The 25,439-nt window shown below is 49.6% G+C and carries 22 protein-coding genes; 5 read left to right on the top strand and 17 right to left on the bottom strand.

Annotated elements, in window-relative coordinates; all coding sequences use genetic code 11:
* Positions 1–133: 133 nt before the first annotated feature.
* Positions 134–1,495, top strand: coding sequence for an amino acid permease (locus tag PQI28_RS07945; RefSeq protein WP_339962932.1), 1,362 nt, complete (start codon positions 134–136; stop codon positions 1,493–1,495).
* A gap of 85 nt (positions 1,496–1,580) precedes the next feature.
* Here PQI28_RS07945 and PQI28_RS07950 read toward each other — a convergent pair whose 3' ends face one another.
* From PQI28_RS07950 to PQI28_RS07960, 3 genes are all read right to left on the bottom strand, one after another.
* Positions 1,581–3,107 carry a murein hydrolase activator EnvC family protein gene (locus PQI28_RS07950; protein ID WP_214784972.1) on the bottom strand — a complete coding sequence of 509 codons (1,527 nt, stop codon included), beginning with the start codon at positions 3,105–3,107 and terminating at the stop codon, positions 1,581–1,583.
* A gap of 421 nt (positions 3,108–3,528) precedes the next feature.
* Positions 3,529–3,894 (bottom strand): DUF423 domain-containing protein, encoded by a 366-nt coding sequence (locus PQI28_RS07955; protein WP_214784974.1) that lies wholly within the window; start codon positions 3,892–3,894, stop codon positions 3,529–3,531.
* A gap of 12 nt (positions 3,895–3,906) precedes the next feature.
* Positions 3,907–4,512, bottom strand: a complete 606-nt coding sequence (locus PQI28_RS07960; protein WP_012727503.1) for a trimeric intracellular cation channel family protein — start codon at positions 4,510–4,512, stop codon at positions 3,907–3,909.
* Positions 4,513–4,605: 93 nt separating this feature from the next.
* On the opposite strand from PQI28_RS07960, the gene PQI28_RS07965 reads away from it, so the two are divergent.
* Positions 4,606–6,243, top strand: a complete 1,638-nt coding sequence (locus tag PQI28_RS07965; protein WP_214744786.1) for an ABC1 kinase family protein — start codon at positions 4,606–4,608, stop codon at positions 6,241–6,243.
* Here the strand turns inward: PQI28_RS07965 and PQI28_RS07970 are convergent.
* Both PQI28_RS07970 and PQI28_RS07975 read right to left on the bottom strand, forming a co-directional pair.
* Positions 6,182–7,765 (bottom strand): GNAT family N-acetyltransferase, encoded by a 1,584-nt coding sequence (locus PQI28_RS07970; protein WP_339962933.1) that lies wholly within the window; start codon positions 7,763–7,765, stop codon positions 6,182–6,184. The two genes, PQI28_RS07965 and PQI28_RS07970, sit on opposite strands and share 62 nt — an antisense overlap.
* Positions 7,762–8,274, bottom strand: a complete 513-nt coding sequence (locus PQI28_RS07975) for a glycerol-3-phosphate acyltransferase (protein ID WP_214784978.1) — start codon at positions 8,272–8,274, stop codon at positions 7,762–7,764. The genes PQI28_RS07970 and PQI28_RS07975 overlap by 4 nt, the downstream gene beginning before the upstream one ends.
* 92 nt (positions 8,275–8,366) lie before the next feature.
* Here PQI28_RS07975 and PQI28_RS07980 point away from each other — a divergent pair, with 92 nt between their 5' ends.
* Positions 8,367–9,779, top strand: coding sequence for an NAD-dependent succinate-semialdehyde dehydrogenase (locus PQI28_RS07980; protein WP_339962935.1), 1,413 nt, complete (start codon positions 8,367–8,369; stop codon positions 9,777–9,779).
* A 46-nt stretch (positions 9,780–9,825) separates the two neighbouring features.
* Here PQI28_RS07980 and PQI28_RS07985 read toward each other — a convergent pair whose 3' ends face one another.
* From PQI28_RS07985 to PQI28_RS08010, 6 genes are all read right to left on the bottom strand, one after another.
* The gene (locus tag PQI28_RS07985) at positions 9,826–10,458 is read right to left on the bottom strand and encodes an HAD family hydrolase (RefSeq protein WP_339962936.1); all 633 of its coding nucleotides are present in this window, start codon (positions 10,456–10,458) and stop codon (positions 9,826–9,828) included.
* A 117-nt stretch (positions 10,459–10,575) separates the two neighbouring features.
* A complete protein-coding gene (locus PQI28_RS07990) occupies positions 10,576–10,941 on the bottom strand; it encodes a rhodanese-like domain-containing protein (RefSeq protein WP_339962937.1) in 366 nt (121 codons plus the stop codon).
* Between the two features lie 108 nt (positions 10,942–11,049).
* Complete coding sequence (locus PQI28_RS07995) at positions 11,050–11,328, bottom strand: DUF5327 family protein (protein ID WP_214784983.1); 279 nt, start codon at positions 11,326–11,328, stop codon at positions 11,050–11,052.
* Positions 11,329–11,390: 62 nt separating this feature from the next.
* Positions 11,391–12,677, bottom strand: coding sequence for a DUF2252 domain-containing protein (locus PQI28_RS08000; RefSeq protein ID WP_339962938.1), 1,287 nt, complete (start codon positions 12,675–12,677; stop codon positions 11,391–11,393).
* Between the two features lie 13 nt (positions 12,678–12,690).
* Positions 12,691–13,641 carry a peptide-methionine (S)-S-oxide reductase MsrA gene (gene msrA, locus PQI28_RS08005; protein ID WP_214744801.1) on the bottom strand — a complete coding sequence of 317 codons (951 nt, stop codon included), beginning with the start codon at positions 13,639–13,641 and terminating at the stop codon, positions 12,691–12,693.
* An 82-nt stretch (positions 13,642–13,723) separates the two neighbouring features.
* A complete protein-coding gene (locus PQI28_RS08010; RefSeq protein WP_031422036.1) occupies positions 13,724–13,906 on the bottom strand; it encodes a hypothetical protein in 183 nt (60 codons plus the stop codon).
* Between the two features lie 224 nt (positions 13,907–14,130).
* On the opposite strand from PQI28_RS08010, the gene PQI28_RS08015 reads away from it, so the two are divergent.
* A complete protein-coding gene (locus PQI28_RS08015) occupies positions 14,131–15,207 on the top strand; it encodes a diguanylate cyclase (RefSeq protein WP_274665549.1) in 1,077 nt (358 codons plus the stop codon).
* A 128-nt stretch (positions 15,208–15,335) separates the two neighbouring features.
* Positions 15,336–15,860 (top strand): hypothetical protein, encoded by a 525-nt coding sequence (locus PQI28_RS08020; RefSeq protein WP_271305676.1) that lies wholly within the window; start codon positions 15,336–15,338, stop codon positions 15,858–15,860.
* A 261-nt stretch (positions 15,861–16,121) separates the two neighbouring features.
* Here the strand turns inward: PQI28_RS08020 and cydC are convergent, their stop codons facing one another.
* The 6 genes from cydC to arcD form a co-directional block, all read right to left on the bottom strand.
* A complete protein-coding gene (gene cydC / locus PQI28_RS08025; RefSeq protein ID WP_339962939.1) occupies positions 16,122–17,837 on the bottom strand; it encodes a thiol reductant ABC exporter subunit CydC in 1,716 nt (571 codons plus the stop codon).
* A complete protein-coding gene (gene cydD, locus PQI28_RS08030; RefSeq protein WP_339962940.1) occupies positions 17,834–19,558 on the bottom strand; it encodes a thiol reductant ABC exporter subunit CydD in 1,725 nt (574 codons plus the stop codon). The genes cydC and cydD overlap by 4 nt, the downstream gene beginning before the upstream one ends.
* A 122-nt stretch (positions 19,559–19,680) precedes the next feature.
* A complete protein-coding gene (locus PQI28_RS08035; protein WP_224862479.1) occupies positions 19,681–20,370 on the bottom strand; it encodes a Crp/Fnr family transcriptional regulator in 690 nt (229 codons plus the stop codon).
* A gap of 112 nt (positions 20,371–20,482) precedes the next feature.
* Complete coding sequence (locus PQI28_RS08040; RefSeq protein ID WP_445236754.1) at positions 20,483–22,825, bottom strand: glycoside hydrolase family 31 protein; 2,343 nt, start codon at positions 22,823–22,825, stop codon at positions 20,483–20,485.
* 161 nt (positions 22,826–22,986) lie between these two features.
* Entirely contained in the window at positions 22,987–23,949 is a 963-nt protein-coding gene (gene arcC / locus PQI28_RS08045) for a carbamate kinase (RefSeq protein WP_214785021.1), read from the bottom strand.
* A gap of 14 nt (positions 23,950–23,963) precedes the next feature.
* Complete coding sequence (gene arcD / locus PQI28_RS08050) at positions 23,964–25,439, bottom strand: arginine-ornithine antiporter (RefSeq protein ID WP_214786036.1); 1,476 nt, start codon at positions 25,437–25,439, stop codon at positions 23,964–23,966.

A 25,439-nucleotide genomic window follows, 5' to 3' on the forward strand; every position in this document is an offset into this window, starting at 1 on the left:
TTCAAAAAACTTTGCCTCTATATGTGCACTCGAAAACAGGGAACCTTCACCGATTTTTCGAATTGACATCGTTTTTTTCCGTCTGCTATAGTCGTCCACAACAACATTTCACTCAACTAAAGGAGAATCGATTTTGGAAACAAACAAACTAAAACGCGAGCTGTCCACCCGGCAACTTACGATGATTTCCCTCGGGAGTGCCATCGGAACCGGGCTTTTCCTCGGAAGCGGGCTTGCCATTCAAACCGCTGGTCCGAGCGTGCTCGTCAGTTATGCTATCGGGGCGTTCATCGTCCTCTTACTCATGGGCGCACTCGCCGAAATGACGGTCGCTCATCCAACATCCGGATCATTCGGAACGATCGCCGAGCGCTATGTCCATCCACTCGCAGGCTTTCTCGTCCGTTACTCTTACTGGGTCGCGAACGTACTGGCTGTAGGGGTTGAAGTCAGTGCCATCGCCATCTATATGCGTTACTGGTTCCCGGATGTGAACGGGTTCGTTTGGGTCGCCCTCTTCGGTGGACTACTCATTTACGTCAACGCCCGTCACGTTCATACGTTCGGAACAACCGAATACTGGTTATCATTCATCAAAGTAACTGCCATCATTCTATTCATCGTCCTTGGTGCCGCTACATTGTTTGGCGAACCAGGATCACCGATCGAATCGATCACGACAGGAAACGAAGGATTCTTCGCTTTCGGCTTTTACGGGATGTGGGTGACGATTTTCATCTCCCTCTTCAGTTTTCTCGGGACCGAACTCGTTGCCGTCACTGCAGGTGAAGCGAAAGACCCGGACCAAGCCGTACCACGCGCTTTACGCGCTACCGTGTTCCGCTTGACGTTCTTCTATGTCGTCACGCTCGCCATCATGCTCATGCTCATCCCATGGCAGCAAGCAGGGATCGATCAAAGTCCGTTCGTGCTCGTCATGGAACAGTTTGATGTCCCGTTCGCGGCAGGCATCCTCAACTTTGTCATTTTGATTGCTGCCTTGTCTGCCATGAACGCACAGCTTTACGCGTCGACACGTATGATGTACTCACTCGCGGAAGCCGGTGATGCACCGAAAGCATTCAAAACAATCAGCAAAAATGGCATTCCGATGTTCGCGCTACTCGTTTCAACGGGCGGGATCGTCCTCGCTGCTTTACTACAAGTATTCATGGAGTCATCGTATCCGTTCTTAATGGGGATCTCGATGTTCGGAGCCATTTTCACTTGGTTCATGGTCTTCGTCTCCCACTTGTTCTTCCGTAAGAAATGGACTGGGCGAAAACTTCCTGTCCGCATGATGGGGTATCCGTTCCTCCCATTGCTCGGAGCAGTCTTACTCCTCAGCCTAATGATCACGACATGGTTCACGGACTTCAATATTTTGCTGAAGTTCGGCATCCCGTGGTTAATCGGCTTGACGATCATCTACTACGTGCGTGAACAAATGCGTAAGAAACAAAATCATTCAAGCGATATCGAACAAGCCAACTAACAAGCATCCCTTCGCGACAGCGGAGGGATTTTTTGTACGCACGAAAGCCCCTTTCGCAATCGAAAGGGGCTTTCTGTATGAGGCATCAGAAGAACTGACGCGGGTTGACTGTGCTACCTGCGCTCGTTGCCGAGTATGAGTAGCCGCCTTTATGAATCTCAAAGTGCAAGTGCGGACCTGACGAGTTCCCTGTGTTTCCAAGTGTCCCGATGTTCGACCCTTGTGTCACACGCTGTCCTGAGCTGACAGATACCGAGTTCATATGGGCATAAACTGTCGTCCAAACTTGACCGTTGATGACGTGCGCGATCATGACGTGGTTCCCGTATGCGCCACCCCAACCTGCACGAATGACCGTACCTGTCGCAGATGCACGAATCGGTGTCCCTGTTGGACCCGCGATGTCTACACCGTTATGGAACGTGTAGCCATACGCACCGCTCGCCGGACCCCATCCTTGTGAGTAGCGTCCTGAAGCCGGTTGAATGAACATCGAGCTAGATGGTGCTGGTGTCGACGTCGTCGGTGCCGGTTTTGGCGCTGGTGCTGGTGCTGGCTTCGGTGCCGGCGCCGGTTTTGGTTCAGGTTTTGGTGCTGGTGCTGATGAAGCCGTGTTGTTTGAAGACGACGAAGACGGGGTATTCGTCTTATTGTCCTGCTTTTGTTGTGCAGCTTGCTTCTGTTGTGCAGCTTCACGAGCCGCTTCCGCTTCTCGTGCTGCCTCTGCCTTACGAGCTGCTTCAGCTTGACGTGCAGCTTCTGCTTGGCGTGCTTCTTCTGCTTTACGTGCCGCCTCTTGACGAGCTGCTTCTTCAGCACGACGACGAGCTTCCTCTTCCTCACGACGTTGTGCTTCGATTTCAGCCGCAATCGCCTGTTCTTGTGCGACTAACGTCGCTTCAATCTCTTGAAGATCGAAAATTTGCGATTCGAACTTAATGTTCTTCTCTTCAAGCTCTTTGATGCGTTTTTCACGTTGCTTCATCTTCTTCTCAAGCTCGGCTTGACGAACTTCGAGTGCTTTTTGCTGTTCGAGAAGTGAAGCGCGTTCTGCTTTCAAGTCAGCCTGTGCTTCTTTCAACGACTTTTGTGTCGCTTCATAGTCATCGAACAATTCTTGGTCACTTCGCTGGATTGTTCCAGCCGTAATCATACGCGTGACGAGGTCAGAGAGATTTTTTGAACCGAAGATGAATTCAGCCCAGTTGATCGATCCGCCACCGTTCTTTTGCATCGTGGCCATCCGTTCTTTCATCATTGCTTCTTGTGCCTTCATTTTTTCTTGGTAATCTTTAATGTCGGCTTCAAGATCCTCGATTTTCATCTCGGTACGCTTGATTTCTTGGCGCTTCATCGCGACATCATTGATGATGTCTTGCAATTGTGCGTCCATTTTATTGACCTCTGCCTGAACTTTTGAAATCTCTTCTTTGTTCACTTCAATCTTTGAAGACGTGTCGGCTTGGTCTTTTTTCACGCTATTGCGTTTTTCTTGTACTTTTTGTTGTTCTTCTTGCTTTTCTTTAATCGAAGTCGATGCATCGGCAACTGTATGTGTGCTGATGAGCATCACACCAAGCGTCAGCGTCGAGACTGTGCGTTTCCAATTCATGAATGGGGTACATCCTTTCTTAAATAACAAACGTGGGTACCTACTACACTACATATTTTTAAAGCCGTTTCAGTATGTAACAAAAACGATCATTTAGTTAAGTTTCAACACGACTAATTATATCTAACTGTTAGATATTTTCCTGTTAAAGTTATATTTCAATTTTATTACGCATGAACAGGCGCACAGGCAACGAAATCGTCTAACTTATTATTTATCAATACCTTTTTAAATCGTTCGATTTGACATCTTCCTGTAATGTTTTATGTAAATAGAGAACGCTTTACCCTATTTTCAAATAGTAATCTGATTACATCTTTTTAAGGTTTCCAATTGATGGAATGACCCCTCAAAAAAATCCACGCCCTTGCCTCATGTACACATGAGCAAAGACATGGATGTCGATTTGATCGGCCTTCTGTTATAACTTTGTTGCGCCAACAATCACAAAGATCCAAGCGGCGATGAATAACACGCCACCAATCGGAGTCACGGCTCCGAGTTTTGTGATCCCCGTCAAAGCCATGACGTACAAGCTTCCCGAGAAAAAGATGATTCCGGCAAACATGAGCCATCCGGCAATGTTAAATTGGCTGATGCTCACACGCATGAGCAGTGTCGCAATCCCAATGATCCCGAGTGCGTGAATCATATGATAAAGCACCCCGGTCTGCCAGTTCGCCAACATATTCGGTGACAGTCTCTCTTTTAAGGCATGGGCACCGAACGCACCGAGTGCCACGCCGAGTGCCATCAATCCGGCACCAATCATTAATAAGATTTTCATTTCCGTTCCCCCTTATCTGACTTTACGTGCTGGTAAATTCCACTTCCGATAGTAGGATATCACTCGAAGTGTCGCTACGACAATTAATAGTGCATAGACGGCAAGGCCACCTTCGAGCTTGAAGTAATACGTGATGACCGCGATGAGAATCGCCCAAATCGCGTACACTTCCGATTGTAAGACGAGCGGTTTACGCCCGGCCAGTAAGTCGCGGACCACACCACCCCCGACACCTGTCAGGACAGCCGCCGCAATCGCTGCCGATAATGGCAAATCTAGCTTGATGGCGACTTGTGCTCCTTGGAAGGCGAAGGCGACCAAACCGATGGCATCGACAATGACCCCCCAGCGTTCCCAATGTGGCAATACGACACTCGGTAGCAGGAAGATGAGGAGTGCGACAAGAAAACATAAAATAAATAAATCATTCTGTTGCCAAATCAAACTGACGGGGTTTCCTAATAGGACGTTTCGAATCGCACCGCCCCCAAAGGCAGTGATAAACGCGAGTAGCCACACCCCAAAAATATCGTATTTTTCATCCATCGCAATGATGGCTCCGCTCGCCGCGAACGCTATCGTTCCGACGACGTTGAGCAATTCCCACTCCATGAACATCCCTTGCCCTTTCTTCAACGCATTGTATGGTAAAGTATAGTTACAAAAAATCAGGTCAGTCGAGCGACTGTCGTAAAGGATGTCGGTATTACTATGAAACGTATCGCTTTGTTCCGTATATGGATTATCGTCACCATGTTCGCCCGATTCATCATTCGGCTATACGCCTTTTCACGTAAACAACAACAAGGCGTCGCCACGACAGAAGAATATGAAGCACTCATGCTCAAGCTCGCGCGTGAGTATAAACGAAATGCGTTAAGACTCGAAGGCTTATTAATCAAGCTCGGACAATTTCTATCCATTCGTGCGGATTTATTGCCACCGGCCGTCCTGAATGAGCTCTCTGAACTCGTCGACCGTGTCCCGACATCGGGTTGGGAGAAGTCGCGCGCGATTCTAGAGGCTGAATGGGGCGTTCCTTACTCGCAAGTCGTCAAAGACGTCGGAATCGATGCCGTCGCCTCCGCCTCGATCGGGGAAGTATACGGCGCCACATTGCTCGAAAACGGGAAACGGGTCGCCATCAAAATTCAACGTCCGAATATCGAAAAAATTATTCGTACGGACTTCCGTGCTATGCGAATTGTCACGTCGATGTTGAAGCGGACATCCCTCGCTAAATCGACCGACTTAGATAGCTTATATCGCCAAATGATTTTTGTCATCGGGGATGAACTAAATTTTCAAACCGAATTAAAAAATGCTCTCTATTTTAAAGCAAAATATGCTGATAATCCGGACGTTTATATCCCGGATTATCACGAGCATCTCTGTACGAACCGTGTCTTGACGATGGACTGGGTCGATGCACGACGCATCACCGACCTCGCCTTCTTGAAAGAAAATGACATTGATCGCTCCGCACTAGCCGAACGGTTGTTCACGCTCGCCGCCGAACAGTTGTTGTTCGGTGGACAGTTCCATGCCGACCCACACCCCGGAAACGTCCAAATCCGGGCAGACGGCACCATCATCTTACTCGACTTCGGTATGGTCGGACAGACGACGGCACATGACATGGCGACGATTCGAAACATTCTACAGGCGTTCATCTCGCTCGACTATGACAGTATCGTCGATGGACTCGAAGATTTACGATTCCTGTTACCGACGGCGAACAAACAAAACATTCGCCAAGCACTCGAAAAGGCCGTGACGTTTTATTTGGAGACCGATATCGATACGGTCGATACAAGGTTGATCGAGAAAGTATTACAGGATATTCAGTTGCTCGTCAAAAACGAACCGATTCAACTCCCGGCGGAATTTGCCTTCTTTGGGCGGGCCGCGTCGACCTTGCTCGGCATCCTGCAAATCCTCGACCCGAAAATCGACCTGTTCACACTCGGTAAACCGATTGTCATCGAATGGCTCGAGGAAGACGGGACAACGCTTCAAAACCGATATGTGAAGACCGGAATCAATTATGCGAAGAAATTATTGAACGTCCCGCCGCTTCTCGACAATTACTTAAAAGAACCGACGCGAAAACGCCTGTCGGAGCAAGCGATGTTCCAACGCAACTTGGAATCAAAAGAACTGTTGCACCGCCAGACGTTCAATGCCATCGTCATCTTGCTCGGGTTGCTCGTCGGACTACTCGGCTATATTCGACCAGATGAATGGCTGTTCTGGTCGGGCGGCGTCGTCTCCGTACTGGCTTACTTCAATTGGAGACGCCTCGGACGAAAAATTCGTCACTTGGCACGTCAGGATTTTCGAGTTTGAGCGAACCGTCACTCTCAGGAGTGGCGGTTTTTTGTCGCATCCACTCGGCAATATAAGCACCGACGTCACGCATCATGCGAGGTGTCGTCCAGCCCATCGTCGATACTTGGATGACGTTCGCCCGCTTCAAATATTCACTCTCATATTGCACGAGATAACCTTGATACGACAACTGTCGACCGAGCTCGATTGAAGACTGTCCGAATGGGACCGGGATCGTGATGATACCGGGTGACTGGGCAGGATTCAGCTCGATCTGTAATCCGTTCTCACGGAGTGAGTTGATCAGGACGATCATCTTCTCTTCGTGCGACGCGACTTCCGCTTCCATCAGTTCATCCAATGCAATCGCCATCGCCGAAAGGAGCGGTTCGGATTGGGTGAAAGCAATCGGTTGATAGAGGGATAAGTCTAAGTAGCGAGGCACGTCTCGTAACGCTTCTGCTCGCCCTCTCATGGCAACGAACGCGAGACCTGGGGCGTTCCGTAGCGCCTTTCCTGAGGAGAAGGTCACAAAATCAGCAAAGGAATAGTCATAGACGAGTGTCCCAACAGCACTAATCGCATCGACGGCAACGACACCTTGCCACGCATGAAGTGGGGTGAGATCGATTAAAATTCCTAAGGATGTCTCACAATGCACCGTCCACACCCAGTCTGGTTTAATGCGTTCAAGTTCAGAAACATCCCACTTCCCTTTCCGGTCCGCTTGAATGACGTCAAACGAGAGACCAGCGCGGGATGCATGATCCATAAGACGTTCTCCGAATTCACCGGCGCATAAAATGACACCGTGTCCACTCAAGCGTGAAGCGACCGCATCATTGGCAACCGTGCCGCTTCCTAAGAGCGTATAGACGTAAGGAAGTCCGACTCGTTGCGTCAATTGTTGCTGAATGGATTTGAGCATGCGGCTCGTCTCGTTTGAACGGTGTGGGAGCGGCTGTCTCGAGAGTCTCGCCCTTACACGCTCCGAGCATTCGACAGGACCTGCAAGCAAACTCTTTGGCCGAAGCGTCGATGCTGACTTTGATTCATAAAATGCTGAACGCGTTAACACCATCGGCACATATCGCGCTTCTTCAGGACCGATTGGATCCGCAAATGGGACAAATCCGAATCGGTGATAGAGCACTTGTTCACGCGTCGTTCCGCTGATGACGATACCGTCGACTTCACGTTCTGTCGCATCTCCAATGACTGCTCGCATCAATCCGGCGAACGTACGATTGCGCCGATACGCTTTCTTCACAGCAAGCAGACGAATCTCGAGCCAATCCCCGTCAGGAACACACACCCCTTTTTGTTCTAACGAAAAAGGTCGTTCGCCACGTAGCGCGCACATTGCAACCACTTCACCGCCCGCTTCCCCAATCCAATATGTATTCTCTTCATGAAACTTGTCGACGAGTCGACGTTCTAGATTCGGCGGATGTTGCGGAATCTCTTCGACGAACGTTTCATAATTTAATCGATGAATGGCGTCAAAATCAGATGAACCGGCTTTTCGATAAACAATCATGCTTTCCCCTCCTTCACATGATGATAGACAATCACGATGGCAATGAGCGTGGCCCAGATGATATTTCCGATACTTCCAAGTGCAGCCAACGGAAGTAGGACGAGCATGATGAGGCCGGTCTCACGTGAATTACCCGTCACTTTAATCAAAAGTAATAGAATCAAGAGACCACCGATAAACCACCACGGGTCGTATGCCCATATGATTCCAGAAAAAACGGCATATCCCTTCCCGCCTGCGCGGATTCGCCAAAACGGATAAATATGACCGAGCGTGAGCGCTAGTGCCGTCTGCCAAAAATACGGTCCGCTCACCTGTAGGACAAGTATCGTCTTCAGCACGTCAAATCCATATACGATCAAAAACGCCTTCACCCCTCCGATGCGATGCGCATTGCGGGCACCGGTATTGTTTGAACCAGATGTCGCTAAATCATGACCACTTAACAACCCATAAAGTCTTCCCCCGAGCAAACTCCCGACTAGATAGCCGACGATGATGATCCACATAGTATCCCCTCATTTTTTGGAAATTTGTGTGCGTTTCAGAAAAACGGGTATCCTCTAATTAACTGTGCACTTTTTGGAAAGGGGAAATCAAGATGCGAGAAGAGAAAAACTTCATTAACGGGGAATGGACAGAGACGGAACATACAATCGAGGTACGCAACCCGGCCACCGGAAATGTGATGGCCGTTGTGACGAAAAGTGATACCGCCGAAGCGACACAAGCTGTCGATGCGGCGCATGAAGCGCTTCAGGAATGGCAACAAAAGACCGCGGACGAACGAGGGGCGCTACTCAATGAGTGGCATCGTTTGATCGCAGAACATACAGAAGAACTTGCCCGGACGATGGTCGAGGAACAAGGAAAGCCACTGAAAGAAGCCATCGGTGAAATCAACTATGCGAACGGCTTTATCGACTGGTATGCGGCAGAAGGACGACGCGTGTATGGAGAGACGATTCCCGCCTCTTCGAACAAGAAGCGAATCTTCGCCATCAAGCAACCGGTCGGCGTCATCGCCGCCATCACACCTTGGAACTTCCCGGCTGCCATGATCACGCGGAAAGTCGCACCGGCACTCGCCGCAGGCTGTACGGTCGTCATGAAACCCGCATCGGCGACCCCATTGACCGCAATCGAATTAATCAAATTAGCCGAAAAGGCGGGATTCCCTAAAGGAGTCATCAATCTCGTGACAGGGCAAGCATCTGATATCGTCAAAGCGTGGCAACAAGACAAGCGGGTGCGAAAATTGACGTTCACCGGGTCGACAGAAGTCGGAAAGATGCTCATGCGTGACGCTGCGGACACGATGAAAAAGATTTCCCTTGAGCTCGGAGGGCACGCCCCGCTCATCGTCACGGCCAAAGCTGACTTAGATAAAGCCGTCCCGCAAGCGGTCGCCACGAAGTTCCGTAATGGCGGACAGACGTGCGTCTGTGCGAACCGGATCTATGTCGAACGTGCCGTCGTCGATGAATTCTCGGAGCGTTTCATCAAAGAGGTCGAAGCGCTGAAAGTCGGGAACGGTCTAGAGGAAGGTGTCGACATCGGTCCGCTCATCGACGACGATGCGCTCAGTAAAGTCGAAAAGCATATCGAGGACGCTCAAATTCGCGGTGGTGAAGTATACGGTGGTGAAGTATTAGACGGTTTATTCATTCGTCCGGCAGTCATCCGTTACGCGAATGAAGACATGCTCTGCATGAATGAAGAGACATTTGGTCCGGTTGCTCCAATCGCGACATTCGATTCACTCGAAGAAGTAATCAAACGAGCAAATAATACACCGTTCGGCTTAGCCGCTTATCTATTCACGCAAGACATCAACGAAGCCGTCTATTTAGCAGAGTCGTTAGAGTATGGAATCGTTGGTGTGAATGATGGTCTTCCGTCAACTCCTCAAGCGCCGTTCGGTGGATGGAAAGAAAGTGGACTCGGGCGTGAAGGTGGTCACCACGGCATCGAAGAATTTTTAGAAGTCAAATACATCTCACTCGGGTTGTAAGTATAGGCATACAAAAAGGCTTGTCGCATGTGCGACAAGCTTTTTCTTATCGGTTGACCCATTCGACTAAATCGTTCGGCGATTTGATGACGTGATCCGCAAGCGCCCACTCTTCTTCATTTCCAAATCCGAACCCTGTCAAAACGACTGGGAAATCATGTGCCCGTGCTGCCTCGACATCCGATTTGCGATCGCCGACCATAATATAGTCTGCCTCACCGTGACGGACACGGTGCGCTGTCAGAATATCCGCTTTCTTTTCGCCACTGACAGACTCCAAGCATTCCGGTGCCGTCATGTAGGAGCGAATCTGTTGCGTATCTAAAATCAAGTTCATGTAATGGACGCCGCAGTTGCTCGCCGTCGTCAACGTGTGACCTTGTTCGTGAAGCGTCTCCAACATGTCACGAATGCCATCGAATAGGACGTTTTGTCCTTCCATCGTCTTCTCGAGCGTCGTGTGACGCAATCTCCGAATGAGACGAATTTCTTCGAGCGTCGCTTCCGGGATGACATGCTCCCAAAACGCGTTACCTGCCAAGCCATATCCTGAACGGACCGCCTCTTCACTCGGTTTCGGAAGGTGAGGAAGTTCCTCGAGCGCCTCATGAATCGCCTGCGTCATCGGTCTAGTCGTATCTACTAACGTGCCATCGATATCAAATAAAATCACTGCCATTGGATGAATCTCCTCTCTTTCAATTGCTTCCCTTACCGTAGCAGAATCCCCGAAAATGCAAAAGAGAAAACGTGGTGACAAAAAAACGACTGAACCGATTCGTTCAGTCGCAATCTATTATCCACGCCAGAAGTTCATTCCGCCTTTTACAGAATAGACATCGGTATATCCGGCACTCTTGAGCATCGCAGCAGCGCGTTGGCTACGCATGCCACTTTGACAGATCACGTAGACAGGACGCTCCTTTTCTTTCGGATATTTCGCTTGTGCGTTCCCGAAACCAGAAAGTGGGACGTTTTTCGCTTGTTTAATGTGTCCCCCGCGGTATTCATGCGGTTCACGTACATCCAACAATTGAATGTTCCGCTCTTCTGCGATTCTACGCTTCAAGTCATCCGTTGAGACCGTTTTCACATTGTTTCGGCGACTCCACCAAACATACACGATTCCAATGACGACCGCCACAAAAAGAAAATCCAACATATTCACGCCTCCATTTGCTTTTCATTTCTTATATTTATTATACCCCCTATGGTATTTAAGTCAATGAATGTGAATCCACAAAAAAACCACATGTGTATCACATGTGGTTCAAAAATCGAGCAATGAATCGGATTTCGGTTGTTCGTCTTCTTCCATGGGAATCCCGAGGAAAGCGGCCATCTGACGATCAAGCGGAGGTTTTCCCTCACTCGCCGGTGTCGTCATTTGTGGCGCGCTGACAGGTTTCCCTTCAGACGTCTCCGCTAGCAGTAGTTCGCAAAAGCCCATCAACTTGGCCAAATGACGCTTTTGTACTTCGCCCGTCGACGACTCAATTTGTGTCATCACCTGACGCATCTGGGCGATGACTTGTTGTTCTGTAATCATGATCCTTACACATCCTTTACGCTTCCATTGTGCAGGATTTCCCCTTCGATTCGCAAGTGTCCTCAACGATTCCTTGACTCGACCCAATTTAAAAAGGCGTCATAATCAAAACGAACTTGATTTGCATAAAAATCAGCCCATCTCGATAACTGTCGAATAAACAGGGACGGAGAGTCCCCGATGGCCGCCGTAATTCGTTCACTCGCCGTATAATCTAGCACGTTAGACGTTGCATCGGCCCGTGCGTGAATTTTCGCTGTGATTTGTGCTTGCACCTTCAACGTCTCAATGAGTGACGTCTCGTCTTTCATATGCTTTGCCTTCACTTTTCGTTTGTACGGCGAACGCTGCCTGACATAGTACTCTTTCCCATCAATCGTCAAATAACCGAGATAAGGGTCACGACTATGAACCATTGCCCGCTGCGCGGCAACGACACGCGCCCCTTGGTGTGACAATCCATTCTCAAATAGCGGATGCGTCGGCAGAAACAGCGATGGGACAGCCGACTGTGCCTGTTTCATCTCTAAAATGACATCTTCATCGTGCTCTTGATCGGCCCCTTCAATCAAAATGTAATAACGCTCTAGACCGATGGAGGCCGTACCGCTTTGTAGCTTGATGGCGATATCTTTGATTTCATAATGATCGGCGTGATGTCGATGCTCATCCGACAAGGAAGATAAATAATCTCCCCAGCCCGCCTCGATTTTGTCTCGTACTTCAGGCGAAACGGCAAGCAAATCGTCACTTGTTGAAAAATAACGTTCCTCGTCCCGTACTTCCGTTCGTTCGGACATAAATTCGTCTTTCTTCTTCTCCGCTTTTTTTATGACTTTCTTCACGGCTTTACACGTATTCTCTTTTGTAAATTGAATATGTTCACTTTTCCCTTTCGCATGCTTCTCAATCGCCTCCGCATACGAGCGTGCAAATGCCTCAATGGCTGCTTTACCGTCAAACCCCGATTCAGCCGCGAACAAATCGACAGAGACCGCCATCCGCAACAAGTCGAACAGATAGGAACCGATATACGCCTCGTCAAAGTCGTTTACGTCATAAATGATCGTACCAGCCCCGTCCTCGAACACACCGAAATTTTCAAAGTGCAAGTCTCCTTGAATGAATGTCGGATGGTCGGGACCTGTGTCAAAGGCGATGGGAACTTTCGCAAAGTCGTAATAGAACAAGTGTGAGCTCCCTCGAAAGAACGAGAACGGGCTCGAACTCATTTTGGCGTACTTCTCTTGTCTCGCTTCTTCCGAAAGATGTCGAATCGACTGGTCGTAAAAATCAAGGACGGTCCCAATCGTTTCGCACCGAATTTGTTGTTTGACGGCTGTGAACATACGACTCTCCCCTTCACTTGTTGAATAAGTGTTTATATTCCCCGTACCCAGCTTCTTCAAGCTCTTCTACAGGAATGAATCGGAGAGCGGCCGAGTTGATGCAATAGCGTAAACCACCGAGTTCTTTCGGTCCATCATCAAAGACGTGACCGAGGTGACTGTCACCTTGTTTTGAACGGACTTCCGTCCGTACCATGTGGTGCGTCGTGTCCATGTTCAAGTCGACTCGTTTCTCTTCGATTGGACGTGAGAAGCTCGGCCATCCACAGTTTGACTGGAACTTATCGTGAGATGTGAACAGTGGTGTCCCATCGACGATGTCGACGTACAATCCTTCACGTTCTTCGTCCCAGTATTCATTTTTAAACGGCGGCTCTGTTCCGTTTTCTTGCGTGACTTTATATTGCATCGGCGTCAAACGTTCACGGAGTGCCTGTTGCTTCTTCCGATCACTCCAAGCTTCTTTAATGAATTTCGCACGACCAGACCCGACCCGGTACATCTCGTAGCGGAACGGATTCTTTTTATAGTAGTCCTGATGGTAATCTTCCGCTTCCCAGAACGTTTTCGCAGGGCGAATGTCGACTTCAATCGGTCGGTCAAACCGTCCTGAGTCTTCCACTTCTTGTTTCGAGCGCTCAGCTGCGTCCCGTTGTTCTTCTGAATGATAGAAGATGGCCGGACGATACGATTCGCCTCGGTCATTGAATTGTCCTCCACCGTCTGTCGGGTCGATTTGACGCCAATAGATGCGGAGCAACTCCTCATACGAGATGACCTCAGGATCGAACGTGATCTCAACCGCCTCTAAATGCCCCGTCGTCTCTGAACAAACTTGTTGATACGTCGGATTGTCGACGTGTCCACCCGTGTATCCGGAAATGACACGTTCGACCCCCTCATATTTATGAAACGGTTTGACCATGCACCAAAAACAGCCTCCCGCAAATGTAGCTTTTGCCATAAAAAATCCCTCCTTACTTTGTAGTGTACCCAAAAAAGTCGCAAGACAACAAAAAACGAGAACCACAAAATGTGTTCTCGTTTTAGTCTTCTTCGACTTGGTTCACATGACGCATCACTAAAAATAAGATGACTCCTACAATCGCAGCCCCTAAAAGCGTCAACACCATGTTATCTCTAGCCGATAAAGTATAAAAGATCGCTAATCCAATCAAAATGAGCGCAATCGGAATAAACGCTCGTTTAAAATGATCCCAGTAACGCACGGACAGTCCTCCTTTTCTCTTATCATACCAAACTTTCGATTTTCGATAACGAAAGTTCTAAAAGTTGAAACATGTCTGTTAAACCGAAAAGGGATGATTGGGGTTGCGCTTGAATTCTAACCAAAAGTACTTCTCATTTCGTTCGCAGGTTAATCCTACCTGTTTTCGACAAGATGATTTATACTATAACTAAATATTTCCATACAGGATAAGGGGGAGCTTCGATGCTCACAATCGTCAATGCATTCTTTATCAATCTGTGTATCTTGTTCACGCTCTTCACGATTTCCTTTTTACCGTTCCGTAATCGCCCTCGTCTGACACCACAGTCTCCTCTCAAGGGAAGGATCTTACTTGGGGTACAGACCGGATTGATTGCCATCCTCCTTTTAGTGAATGCCTTACCGCTCGAGGGGATACTCATCGACCTACGTAATATTCCCGTTTTGCTTGCCGTTCTGTTCGGGGGATGGGTGAGTGGTGCTGTCGCAGGTATCATATTATTAATCGGTCGTTCCCTAGTTTTGTTCTTTACAGACGGTAGCATGCTCGGTCTCTATCTAGCCATCGCCACAATAGTTACGTTAGTCGTCTTAACAGGTCTTTTACGGAAACGCATGGATAATACTCGGCCAACTTTGCTCGTGTTCACTACAATCAGCATTGCCATCTTTGGAGCAGCGATTTATGCTGCGCTTCCACTAAACTTGTTCTATCCCGTCTTAATCGTCTACACGTTAATGTCTTATGGTGGAGCTTGTGCCGCCTATCGGTTATTGCTCGAATTACGCCGTCACTTTGAGAACGTCCAACATCAACAACAGCTTGCGCGCACTGATGCGCTCACCGGAATTGCCAACCGTCGTTTATTGAATGAAGCGATGGCTAACTTGACGGTCGAGGCAGAAGAATATGCGTTAATCTTAGTCGATATTGATCACTTCAAGCGGGTGAATGACACGTACGGGCACGACGTCGGCGATGACGTGTTACGTGAACTCGGTATGCTTCTCGTCAACGAAAGTGAAGAGCGGCATTTGGTCGGTCGCTTCGGTGGAGAAGAATTTTTAATCGTCATGCCTCACGCTACGCGGGATGAAGTGTCTCGTCTCGCAGAATCTATCCGAGAAAAGGTTTCGTCGTTTCCATTTGAAACGAGCGCAGGTACGCTACACATCACCGTTTCGCTGGGAGCCTGCCATTCGAACGATATTGAAATCGATAGTGTGTTGAAGCACGCAGACGAAGCGTTATATCACGCAAAAGAGTCTGGACGAAATCGATTCATCCTCGCTTCTTAAAGGATTGAACACTTCACACTTGAGCATGTTTTCTCGCTTTACTTTCTCGAAACGAATCGTTAAACTAGGCTAGACTTTGGTTCAGATTGGTACATCAGGATTTATTCAGAAAAGGGGAAACATCGTTCATGTCAGTTTTGTTATCTTTGTTTGGAATTATGTTTATCAGCTCGTTCGCGATTGACTATAAACGTGGGAAGACGCTTCAACAATCGGCACTCGGGGGAATTCGTTCGATTCAACAAAACTTATGGATTTTCTTCCGTACGTCGCTCTCGATGATGATCGTCATCGGCCCACTCTTACTCATTTCAGGACTCGTGTTCTCAGATTTAGTGGCATTTAACACCGTCCCATCTTTCTTGATTGCCGTACTTAGTATCGGTTTTGCTGAACGGATTATCGGAATGACCGTCGCACCACTAATCCGTACGTTTTGGCATCAGCGGGGTCGTCTCATGCCACTTTATTTAGACGCTGCTCTTTACGTATTCTTGCTATCGATTCTCGTCTTAGAGTTTTTGATGAACATTCCTGGGATCGACCTCCAATCACCGTTCATCGCGCTATTTTACGCGTTCGCGCTCTTCTTCACGAGATACTTGTTCAGTCTCATTCGATTCACGGTTCAAAAAGGAGTCCCCTCGAACTGATTCGAGACCCCATCCATACGTGTTAGCACGTATGGATATTTTTTTCGTTATTCTCGTTGACAATGAGAATCGTTATCAACTATACTCTAGATGTAGCTTCCTAAAAGCTTGACGTGCACGTTCCCCAAACACATCACGTCACGTGGATTCCCCTCCACGACACTCTTTTTGAAAGCATTGCTGCGACAACCCCCATTTGTTGCACCCATATTTGCCAAAAACAAGACGAGCAGCCCACCGACGGGGCTGCTCGTCTTTTTGTTATGCGAACACTTCTTGTTCGATTTGTTTCAATTCGTAGAACATACCACATTTCATCATCAATTCTTCATATGATCCAATTTCAACGATTCGTCCGGCTTCCATCACGATGATTTGGTCGAAGGCTTCGAGTCCCGTCAAGCGGTGACTAACAAGGATGAGCGTCCCTGCCCCGGCCTGATTCACTAGTTCAGAAAAGACGTGCGCTTCCGTCCCAGCATCAAGCGCTGAAGTAGGCTCATCGAGCAACCAGATCAGTCCGTTTTTGAGAAGGGCTCGTGCAATCGCTAACCGTTGACGTTCTCCACCTGACAAGTTCGCCCCTTTTTCAAGGACCGGCTCATCGAGTGAAAACGATAAACGGACACGTTCGAGCGCCACAAGCATCTCCTCATCGGTAAAGTCACCGGCTAGTGCCAGGTTCTCCCGTACGGTCCCGTAAAAGAAGTGATTGTCTTGCAAGACGACACTCGCATGTTGCCAGATCGAAGTCTGTTTCATGTCATTCAAGTTGTCTTGATCGAGTCGGATCGTCCCGTCTTCTGTCCGGACAAATGCCAACAACAGTTGGAGCAACGTCGACTTCCCGGAGCCGCTCGGTCCGACGATGACCGTCTTAGAACCACTCGGGATGTGTAACGACACATCGTCAATCACGTCCCGATACGTATCCGGATAGCGATAGCGAACATGCTCAAATGAGATGGATGGCGATGCCGTGAACGTCACATCCTGACGTTTCGCTTCGAGCGCCTCAATCGTTTCGCTCGGCTCCATCACTTCAAACAATCGATCAGCGGCTTGTTTGCTGTCTGCAAAGTGTCCCGGGAATACAGCCATCGGTGTCGTGTTCTCAAACGCTGTGAGCGACATCATGATAAGCATCGCCAAGAAGAGCCCGTTCAAATCTCCATCTACGACTTGATAGGCACCGATTGCCAAGACGCCCCATGAAACGAGTAAAGAGGCGGCGACGACGAGCGCGGAGTTGAAAAATTGGTTCGTCGTATCTTTCCGCTCCGCTTCCATGTAGCGTTCGCTACGCGCATAGACGGCTTGCTTCGTACGAGCGAGTTGATGATGTAGTTTTAAATCTCGATATCCGTACATCATCTCGGTCAACTGAATCGATACATCCCCGCGCAATGCACGAATCGTCTCGTCATGACGAGCGCGAATTCGAGCAAATCCGAGTGGGATCAAAAATCCAGTGACGAGCACACCGAGTAAGATCCATAGACTGACCGCGAACGAGAAGAACGTCACAAAGAAGATCGTACTCAAGAACACGAGCACGAGTATGATCGGTGGATAGAATACGCGGAGAAAATAGTTTTGCAGACTCTCGACATCTCCGACGACGCGTGCAAGCAAATCCCCACTCCGATATTTCGCAAAAATCGAGGGGACGAGTGGTTCAAGTTGTCGATAAAAGCGGACACGTAGCTCGCTTAATATCGTAAACGTCGCCCGGTGTGACGCGAGGCGCTCCCGATAACGACTTCCTGCCCGAATGACCCCGAACAGTTTGATGAGAACGACGGGTACCATGAGCGCATACAAAGGTGGGACGAGCCCCGCCCGTGAGACGAGGTATCCGCTTGCTGCAAACAGGGCGACCGCCGCAATCCCGGCTGCATATCCAAAGAAGATGGAGAGAAGGATATCTCTCTTCTCGCGCATCATCCATTTTGTAATCGTCCAAAGCGAGTTCATCGGCTCACCCCTTTCTGAAGCGCAAACAGTTCCGCATACTCCGGGACGGCGAGCAACGCGTCATGTGTTCCTTCGGCAATCCGTTGCCCGTCCTGCATAAACCAGATGGTATCCGCCTCTTTGATTGTATGCAGGCGATGAGCCACCGTGATCAACGTTGCCTCTTTCGACAACTCAGCAATCGAACGTCTCACAATCTGTTCGGTCTTCAAATCGAGACCGGTCGTCGGCTCATCGAATAAGAGGATACCAGGTCGTTTAAAGAAGGCACGGGCGAGTGCGAGACGTTGTCGTTCTCCACCCGATAGACCAAATCCACCTTCTCCAAGCTCCGTCCAGATCCCGTTCGGTAATTGATCGATCACCTCAGACAGTCCTGCCGCATCGGCTGCTTCCCGTAACGTGAGCTCATCGGCCTCTTCGCCTAAGGCGATGTTATCGGCAAGTGTGCCGGCGAATAGATAAGGGTTTTGTGAGATATAGGCAATATTTCCGTACCAGGCAGACTCGTCAAACGACTGAAGAGGTTCACCATCCACGAGGACACGTCCCGATTTCACCTGTAGCAGTCCGGAGATGACATTCAGTACTGTCGTCTTCCCGGAACCACTCGCACCGACCAAGGCCAGGTGAGTGCCGGACGGAATCCTACCGCTCAACGGTTTAAGCGCAAAGCGTCCGCCTGCATATTCGAAGGAGACGTCTTCGAGTTCAAGGTTTGGTGTTCGTGAACCAAGTGACTTCGTTCCCCATTCGATGCGGTCATCGGGGGCGTCTAATACCTCAAAGATTCGGTCGGCCGCCCCCATACTTCCACGTCCCGTATGGAAGGCACTTCCTAAATCTTTAATCGCCAAATAATACTCTGGCGCTAACACGAGAATCAAAAAGCCAGAGAAGAACGTGAGGTTTTGCCACACGACCATCTGTAAGGCGACTTCTAACGCGACGACTCCGGTACTGAGCATCGAGATGAACTCGAGCATAAGTCCTGATAAGAACGCCGTCTTCAAAACGACCATCGTCGCATCCCGAAAGTCGAGACTACTCTTCTCAATCGCCTTCGCTTCTTGCTCCGTGCGATTGTAAAGCTTGAGCGTCGTCAATCCTTGTAAGACATCTAAAAACTTACCGGAAAACTGATTCATCTTCTCCATCTGTTCTTCTGATTTTTTCTGAGTCGCAATCCCGATGATGATGAAGAACAGCGGAATGAACGGTGCAGTGACCATCATGATGACTCCTGAAATCCAGTGTTGACTGAAGACGACGACCAAAATGAGGAGCGGGATGATCGACGTTTGGATGACTTGCGGCCAATATTGACTGAAGTAAGCGTCCACCTCGTCAACAGCATCCATGAACACACTGACCTTTTTACCCGATTGTCCTGTCAAAGACGACTCGACCGGACTCGTGGCGTACCGATCCAACAATTGAAGGCGTAACGTCTGTTTCGCCTTTTCGGATAAACTCGCACCGATGCGTCCCGACACGTATCCAAAAAGCGCTCGTGCCAATAAGGCAACGATGAGCCATAGTAAAGCCGGAAGGATGGCTTCGAATGATTCATCCTTTAAAAAGATTCGGTCGACGATGTCGACGATTAAATACGCTTGCGCCAAAATCGATAGTCCAATCATGACCGCGGATAACACGAGTCCGATGATGTGACCCCTTTCGGCGAAAGCAAGGGCTTGCAGTCGTTTCACTGCATTCATCCTTTCTCTATTTACAATTCCATTGCTTTGTGAGATTCATCACTAATTATACAATATGCCACGTTTTGAAGCGAACGCCCCGCTCGTACGAACATGTAAAAGACGCCCTCATCCGAGTGGCGTCAGTCGATGTCTTGTTCAAAATATTCGGGGTGACCGATGACAAGTTGATGGGCGTCGATGCGAAGCACATCTTCTTTTCGAAGCTTCGCTAAAATCGTCGAAACCGTCTCCCGGGACGTACCGGACAGACGAGAAAGTTCGATTGCGGTGAATGGGCACCGGACACGGACACCTTGTTCGTCCGGTTCCCCTAAATCTTCAATCAAGAAATGGAGCGTATTGATGACACGCTCTTTCGCACTCGGCGTGATGATTTCTTGGACACGTCGCTCATGCAAATCAAGAATACGATTCATCTGGCCAATGATATAGAGCAGCATGCTCGACTGCGTGGACACGAACCGCTCAAAGCGATCTGTCGGGATGTAGATGACCTCAATATCCGTCACCGCTTCAGCCGTATGACGATAGTCTTCTCCTGTGAATAAACCGTTGTATGGGAAAAATTGTTTCGGTTTCACGTAATCAGCGTAATGATGGGTCGCATTCTCGTTCATCCGCTCGAGTTTGATATAACCGTTCATCAAGAAATACACACGCTCGCGCGGATCCCCTTCCATGAACAACAGTTGTCCTTTCCGATACGTCCGGCAATAGACGTGCGGAATCAACTGTTCAAGTGCTCGACTTGGACATGTCGCAAACAGCGTCAACTGCCGTAAATCGTCAATCGTCCACATGTGTCGCATGTTCATCCCCTCATTTCTATTCTTCTATCTTCAGTATAGTGGGATTTTTATTGAAAGCGCTTTCTAAATCCGACAGTTTTCTGACATGACAAAAGGGGGTCTCCCTCCCTTTTTAGTCCAACATCAGTTCCAATAGGGCGTCCTGTAAATCACGATCGAGCTCTAACGCATGGAGGTCAAACAACCATGCCTCGAGACGTGTCTTCGTGGTCGCCATCTGATATAAACGATCTTTTAAGTCATAAGCGATTTCAGCGCGATCTAAGAAGCGATAGAGACGGTCGAGTCGATGTGCGTTTTGTGTCACATCGACCGGCAGCGTCACGGTCTGCTCCTGTTTCCATTCACCGAGTGGGATGTGTAACGTCTGCGTCTCCGCATCATAGTCCCCTTCTCCGACGACCCCACGGACTAGAATCGTCAACGTTCGATTCGCCGGGACGAGTGTCAAATCACCTGACGTCTCGATGTGAAGCGTACGCGCTTCCCAGTCGAGCGTGAACGTCGTTTCGAGCGACGCCCCCATCTCATAATCCCGGCTTTCCCCGTCATCTTCGTACATCGTGAACGTATTCGAGGCACCTGGAAAGACGAGTACTTCTAGCTCGCTCGGGTTCCCCGTTTCGTTCGCATGCGGTTCATGCGGCATCATTGGAATGATGGCACCCGCTTTGGCGAAGACCGGTTGCCCTTCGAGTCCACGGAACACACGAATCGACTTGTCGCCTTCATAACGATGTCCTGTAAAGAAATCGAACCATTCCCCTTTCGGCAACCACACGTTCGCCCCCGCGACATGAAGCTGTCGGTCCATCGGTTTGACAATCGGGGAGACGATGAGTTCACTTCCAAAATAAAACTGATTCGGCACCTGATAAGCCGCTTCATCATCGGGATGTTCGATATACATCGGTAACACGAGTGGCAATGCTTCGGCATGGTTCCGATAGTTCATCGTATACAAATAAGGGATGAGCTGATGACGCAGGCGTAAGAATCGCTTCATCGACTGTTCGGCTTCGATTCCGAAACGCCAAGGCTCTTTTCCGTTGAACGTGCTGAACGTCGAGTGGAGACGCATGATTGGACTGAACACTCCGTATGCGACCCAACGCGCCGCGAGCTCATCGTCTTTTTTACCACGATGATGCCCTCCGATGTCATGACTCCACCATCCATAACCAATGTTCGTCGCTGTTGCCGTGAAATACGGCTGGAATGCGAGCGATGCCCACGAGATGATCGTGTCCCCTGAGAAGCCGACCGGGTAACGGTGGCTCCCTGGTCCTGCGTAACGAGAAAAAATGAGGGGGCGTTTGCCGTCACGAGCGATGTCGATGGCGTGATAATGATTCAACATCCATAACGGATCGAGTCCTTCCATCTTCGACGTCGACCCTTGTTGCCAGTCGATCCACCAAAAATCAACGCCGTCTGCTTCATGCGGGTGATGCATCTGTTCGAAATACGCTTGAATGAATCGCTTGTCCGAAAAATCGAAAGGGATTCGGTCACCCGATTCCGGATCGACGCCCATCGCCTCAGCCATCGCCGCATACTGGTCTTCAAACGCACGGACCCCGTCGGCGGGGTGCAGGTTCAACGTCACCATCATCCCTTCGTCTTTTAACCATTTGAGGAATCGCTTCGGTTCAGGGAATAAGTTTTTATTCCACGAATAGCCCGTCCAGCCACTCCCATACTCTTCCGGGATGTCTGTCACGTGCCAGTCCATATCGATGACGCTGACCGAGAACGGGACGTCTTCGGATTTGAAGCGGCGCATCAACGCCTTATACTCTTTTTCGTCGTATCGCCAATAGCGGCTCCACCAGTTTCCGAGCGCTTTACGAGGAAGCATCGGCGTCGGCCCCGTCAACGTGTAAAAGTCTCGAAGTGCCTGTTTATAGTCATGACCATATCCGAAGTAGTAAATGTCATGAATCCCTTTTCGTCTCGGCTCGACGAAGCGGTCATCCGTCATCAAAAACGAGGACGAATCATCAATGATCGCATATCCTTGTTTGGAGAGAATTCCTTCTTCTAATTCCGTCGCCCCGTCCACATGGTCGAGCGTCCGCGCCGTTCCTTTCAGCGTCCGCTCGGGACCGTTGAACATGTAGCGGCTGTAATACGTACTGAAGTTCCCTTTCACGTCCACATAGAGCGTGTTCGGTGCGAACGGTCCTTTCGTATAGTATAAGTGAACGTGTTCCGTGATGATTTGGAGCTCTGCCTCGTCTTCGATCACTCGGAACTGTGGAACGTCAAATTCTCGATTCCACGCCACTTGGGTGGCACGGTCTTCAAAAATCCCGTCTTCTGCATACTCCATCCGAATTAACTGACTCGTCAATACGGTAAAACGATAACAGCTTCCTTGCACGATTGCCTCTTCTCTTGCTTTCGGTCTCATCCACGACTGATATACATGATTTTCTTCGAATAGGCGCATAAACTCGAGCGTTTCCGCTCTCCGTCACTTCCTTCCTGAAATTAGTGCAAACGTTTACACTGAATATGATAGCAATCTCATTTTTGGCATACAACATTCCTTCCCCTTGAATCGGGACAGAAAACAAAAAGTCGCAAACGTTTCACGTTTGCGACACATTCTTATTGTTGGAGGGATGGAGCCAAACGGACGCGTGTTCCGGCATCCCCATAAATGGCAGCTAGCGCCTGGTCGAGTGACGTGATGATGGCGATCCGGTTCGTGCCGGATTCTGCGAACTGTAGTGCCGCTCTTACTTTTGGTAACATGCTACCCGGAGCGAACTGTCCTTCGGCGATATACGTCTCCATCTGTTCCTTTGAGGTCTCTTGGAGCGCCGTCTCATCTGGCTTCCCGAAGTTGACATACACATGTTCGACCGCAGTCAGGATGAGCAATACGTCTGCGTTGACGAGGTCCGCGAGTTTCGCAGCCGCAAAGTCTTTATCGATGACCGCCTCGATTCCGACATACCCTTCAGTCGTCTCCATGACCGGAATACCACCGCCACCGGAAGCGACGACGATATGCCCCGCTTCAACGAGCGTTCGGATGACGGCGTGTTCCGCGATTTTCATCGGGACTGGGCTCGGGACGACACGACGGTATCCACGACCTGCATCTTCTTTGAAGACGTAACCCGTCGTCCGTTCGAGATGAAGTGCCTCTTCTTCCGTATAAAACGGACCGATCGGTTTCGATGGATGATGAAACGCACTATCATTCGGATCGACCACGCTTCGTGTGACGAGCGAAGCCACATCTCGTTCAAGACCGCGCGCACGCAGTGCTTTCGTCAGCGCATTTTCAAACCAGTATCCAATCATTCCTTGCGTCATCGCACCACATACATCAAGGGGCATCGCCGGCGTAGCCGGACTGTCTGATGCGGCTTGTTGTAACATTAAATTTCCGACTTGCGGACCGTTCCCGTGTGTGATGATGACGTCGATCCCTTCTGCAATCAGTGCTGCGAGAGATTCTGCCGTCGCCTCGACCGCTCGCATTTGTGCTTCCGCTGTCGCATCTTTACCTTGTTGAATCGCATTTCCGCCTAGGGCGATGACCACACGTTTTTTCTCCATATCGATACCCCCGATCAGATGACTGAGATATTACCAGATAGTATGCGTACGACTGCGAAAATGGCGAGTGCGGTCAACACTCCTGCGACCAACCATTCCGTTTTGTTGAGTGACTTGATGCCATTTTCACGTTGCGCTTTCATGTAAAGAAGTGTTCCTGGTGCGTATAGAAGGGTCGTGAGCAGTAAATAATCGATTCCTGCCGCATAGATGAGCCACAATCCGTAAATGGAAGCGACCAATCCGATCGTCAAGTCGCGTGTTCTCCGTTCACCGGCGCTATAACCGATTCCATTTTTCGATACCTTCACTTGGTAAAATGCCGAGAACACATACGGGATCAAAATGGCACTGGAAGCGAGGGAGAACGCAAAATTATAGGCAGCATCTGAAATCAAGAAGGTGAAGAGGAAGAGCTGGATCAACCCGTTTGTTAACCAAAGTGCGTTGACAGGTGCCTGATTTTTATTCTCTTTCGTGAACCATTTCGGGAACACGCCGTCTTTTGCAGCAACGAACGGAATCTCCGCCGCGAGAAGCGTCCAACCGAGCCATGCCCCGAGTACAGAAATGACGAGTCCACCGTTGATGAGCATCGCGCCCCAAGGTCCGACTGCCGACTCGAGCAAGTAAGCCATCGCAGGTTGCGAGGCGTTCGCTACGTTTTCCGGTGTCATGAGACCGAGCGACATGACAGAGATGAGCAGATAGATGACGAGTGTACCGAGTAACCCGATGACAGTTGCCTTTCCGACGTCAGAACGCTTCCGAGCACGACCCGAGAGAACGACTGCCCCCTCGACACCGATGAATACCCACAGCGTGACGAGCATCGTCGAGACGACCTGGTCGCGAACACTTCCCCATGAGAAGCCGCCTTGTCCCCAAAAATCGAAGGTGAAGTTTTCGAGATTGAAGAAGAACAACGTAATCGTAATGAATGCAAAAATCGGAACGAGCTTGGCAATCGTGGTGACGATGTTGATCATCGAAGCCTCATGCACCCCACGAAGAATGAGCGTGTGTACGAGCCACAGCATGATGGAGGCTCCGACGATGGAGGCAATATTTTGTCCCCCTTCAAAAATCGGGAAGAAATAGCCGACCGAACTGAACAGCAGTGTGGCATACGCCACGTTTCCGAGCCAGGCAGATAACCAGTATCCCCAGGCCGAGTTGAATCCGACGAACGAACCGAAACCGGCACGGGCATAGCTATAGACACCACCGTCCAAATCAGGGCGACGCATCGTCAAGTTTTGAAAACTGAGACCGAGTGCGATGATCCCGATTCCGGTGATGACCCACCCGATGAGAATGGCACCCGCGTTCGCGCCTTGCGCTAAATCGGCGGCCAAGTTGAAGGCGCCACCGCCAATCATCGATCCGACGACAAGTGCCGTCAACGCTCCGAGACCTAATCGCTTGTCTTGCTTGTCAGGATGTACTCCAGCCGAACCACCTGAGTCATGCTCCAACTTCGTAGACAT

The sequence above is a fragment of the Exiguobacterium sp. USCH10 genome, from assembly GCF_037619445.1.
GTDB lineage: Bacteria > Bacillota > Bacilli > Exiguobacteriales > Exiguobacteriaceae > Exiguobacterium > Exiguobacterium aestuarii_A.

Coding starts and splice junctions, on each gene's coding strand:
- arcC (WP_214785021.1), bottom strand. CDS start 23,949: ATGGAGAAAAAACGTGTGGTCATCGCCCTAGGCGGAAATGCGATTCAA.
- PQI28_RS08015 (WP_274665549.1), top strand. CDS start 14,131: ATGCTCACAATCGTCAATGCATTCTTTATCAATCTGTGTATCTTGTTC.
- PQI28_RS07960 (WP_012727503.1), bottom strand. CDS start 4,512: ATGTTCATGGAGTGGGAATTGCTCAACGTCGTCGGAACGATAGCGTTC.
- PQI28_RS07975 (WP_214784978.1), bottom strand. CDS start 8,274: ATGTGGATCATCATCGTCGGCTATCTAGTCGGGAGTTTGCTCGGGGGA.
- PQI28_RS07955 (WP_214784974.1), bottom strand. CDS start 3,894: ATGAAAATCTTATTAATGATTGGTGCCGGATTGATGGCACTCGGCGTG.
- PQI28_RS07965 (WP_214744786.1), top strand. CDS start 4,606: ATGAAACGTATCGCTTTGTTCCGTATATGGATTATCGTCACCATGTTC.
- PQI28_RS07950 (WP_214784972.1), bottom strand. CDS start 3,107: ATGAATTGGAAACGCACAGTCTCGACGCTGACGCTTGGTGTGATGCTC.
- arcD (WP_214786036.1), bottom strand. CDS start 25,439: ATGTCTACGAAGTTGGAGCATGACTCAGGTGGTTCGGCTGGAGTACAT.
- PQI28_RS07990 (WP_339962937.1), bottom strand. CDS start 10,941: ATGTTGGATTTTCTTTTTGTGGCGGTCGTCATTGGAATCGTGTATGTT.
- PQI28_RS07995 (WP_214784983.1), bottom strand. CDS start 11,328: ATGATTACAGAACAACAAGTCATCGCCCAGATGCGTCAGGTGATGACA.
- PQI28_RS08040 (WP_445236754.1), bottom strand. CDS start 22,825: ATGCGCCTATTCGAAGAAAATCATGTATATCAGTCGTGGATGAGACCG.
- PQI28_RS08020 (WP_271305676.1), top strand. CDS start 15,336: ATGTCAGTTTTGTTATCTTTGTTTGGAATTATGTTTATCAGCTCGTTC.
- PQI28_RS07985 (WP_339962936.1), bottom strand. CDS start 10,458: ATGGCAGTGATTTTATTTGATATCGATGGCACGTTAGTAGATACGACT.
- PQI28_RS08035 (WP_224862479.1), bottom strand. CDS start 20,370: ATGCGACACATGTGGACGATTGACGATTTACGGCAGTTGACGCTGTTT.
- PQI28_RS07970 (WP_339962933.1), bottom strand. CDS start 7,765: ATGATTGTTTATCGAAAAGCCGGTTCATCTGATTTTGACGCCATTCAT.
- cydC (WP_339962939.1), bottom strand. CDS start 17,837: ATGAACTCGCTTTGGACGATTACAAAATGGATGATGCGCGAGAAGAGA.
- cydD (WP_339962940.1), bottom strand. CDS start 19,558: ATGAATGCAGTGAAACGACTGCAAGCCCTTGCTTTCGCCGAAAGGGGT.
- PQI28_RS07980 (WP_339962935.1), top strand. CDS start 8,367: ATGCGAGAAGAGAAAAACTTCATTAACGGGGAATGGACAGAGACGGAA.
- PQI28_RS08000 (WP_339962938.1), bottom strand. CDS start 12,677: ATGTTCACAGCCGTCAAACAACAAATTCGGTGCGAAACGATTGGGACC.
- msrA (WP_214744801.1), bottom strand. CDS start 13,641: ATGGCAAAAGCTACATTTGCGGGAGGCTGTTTTTGGTGCATGGTCAAA.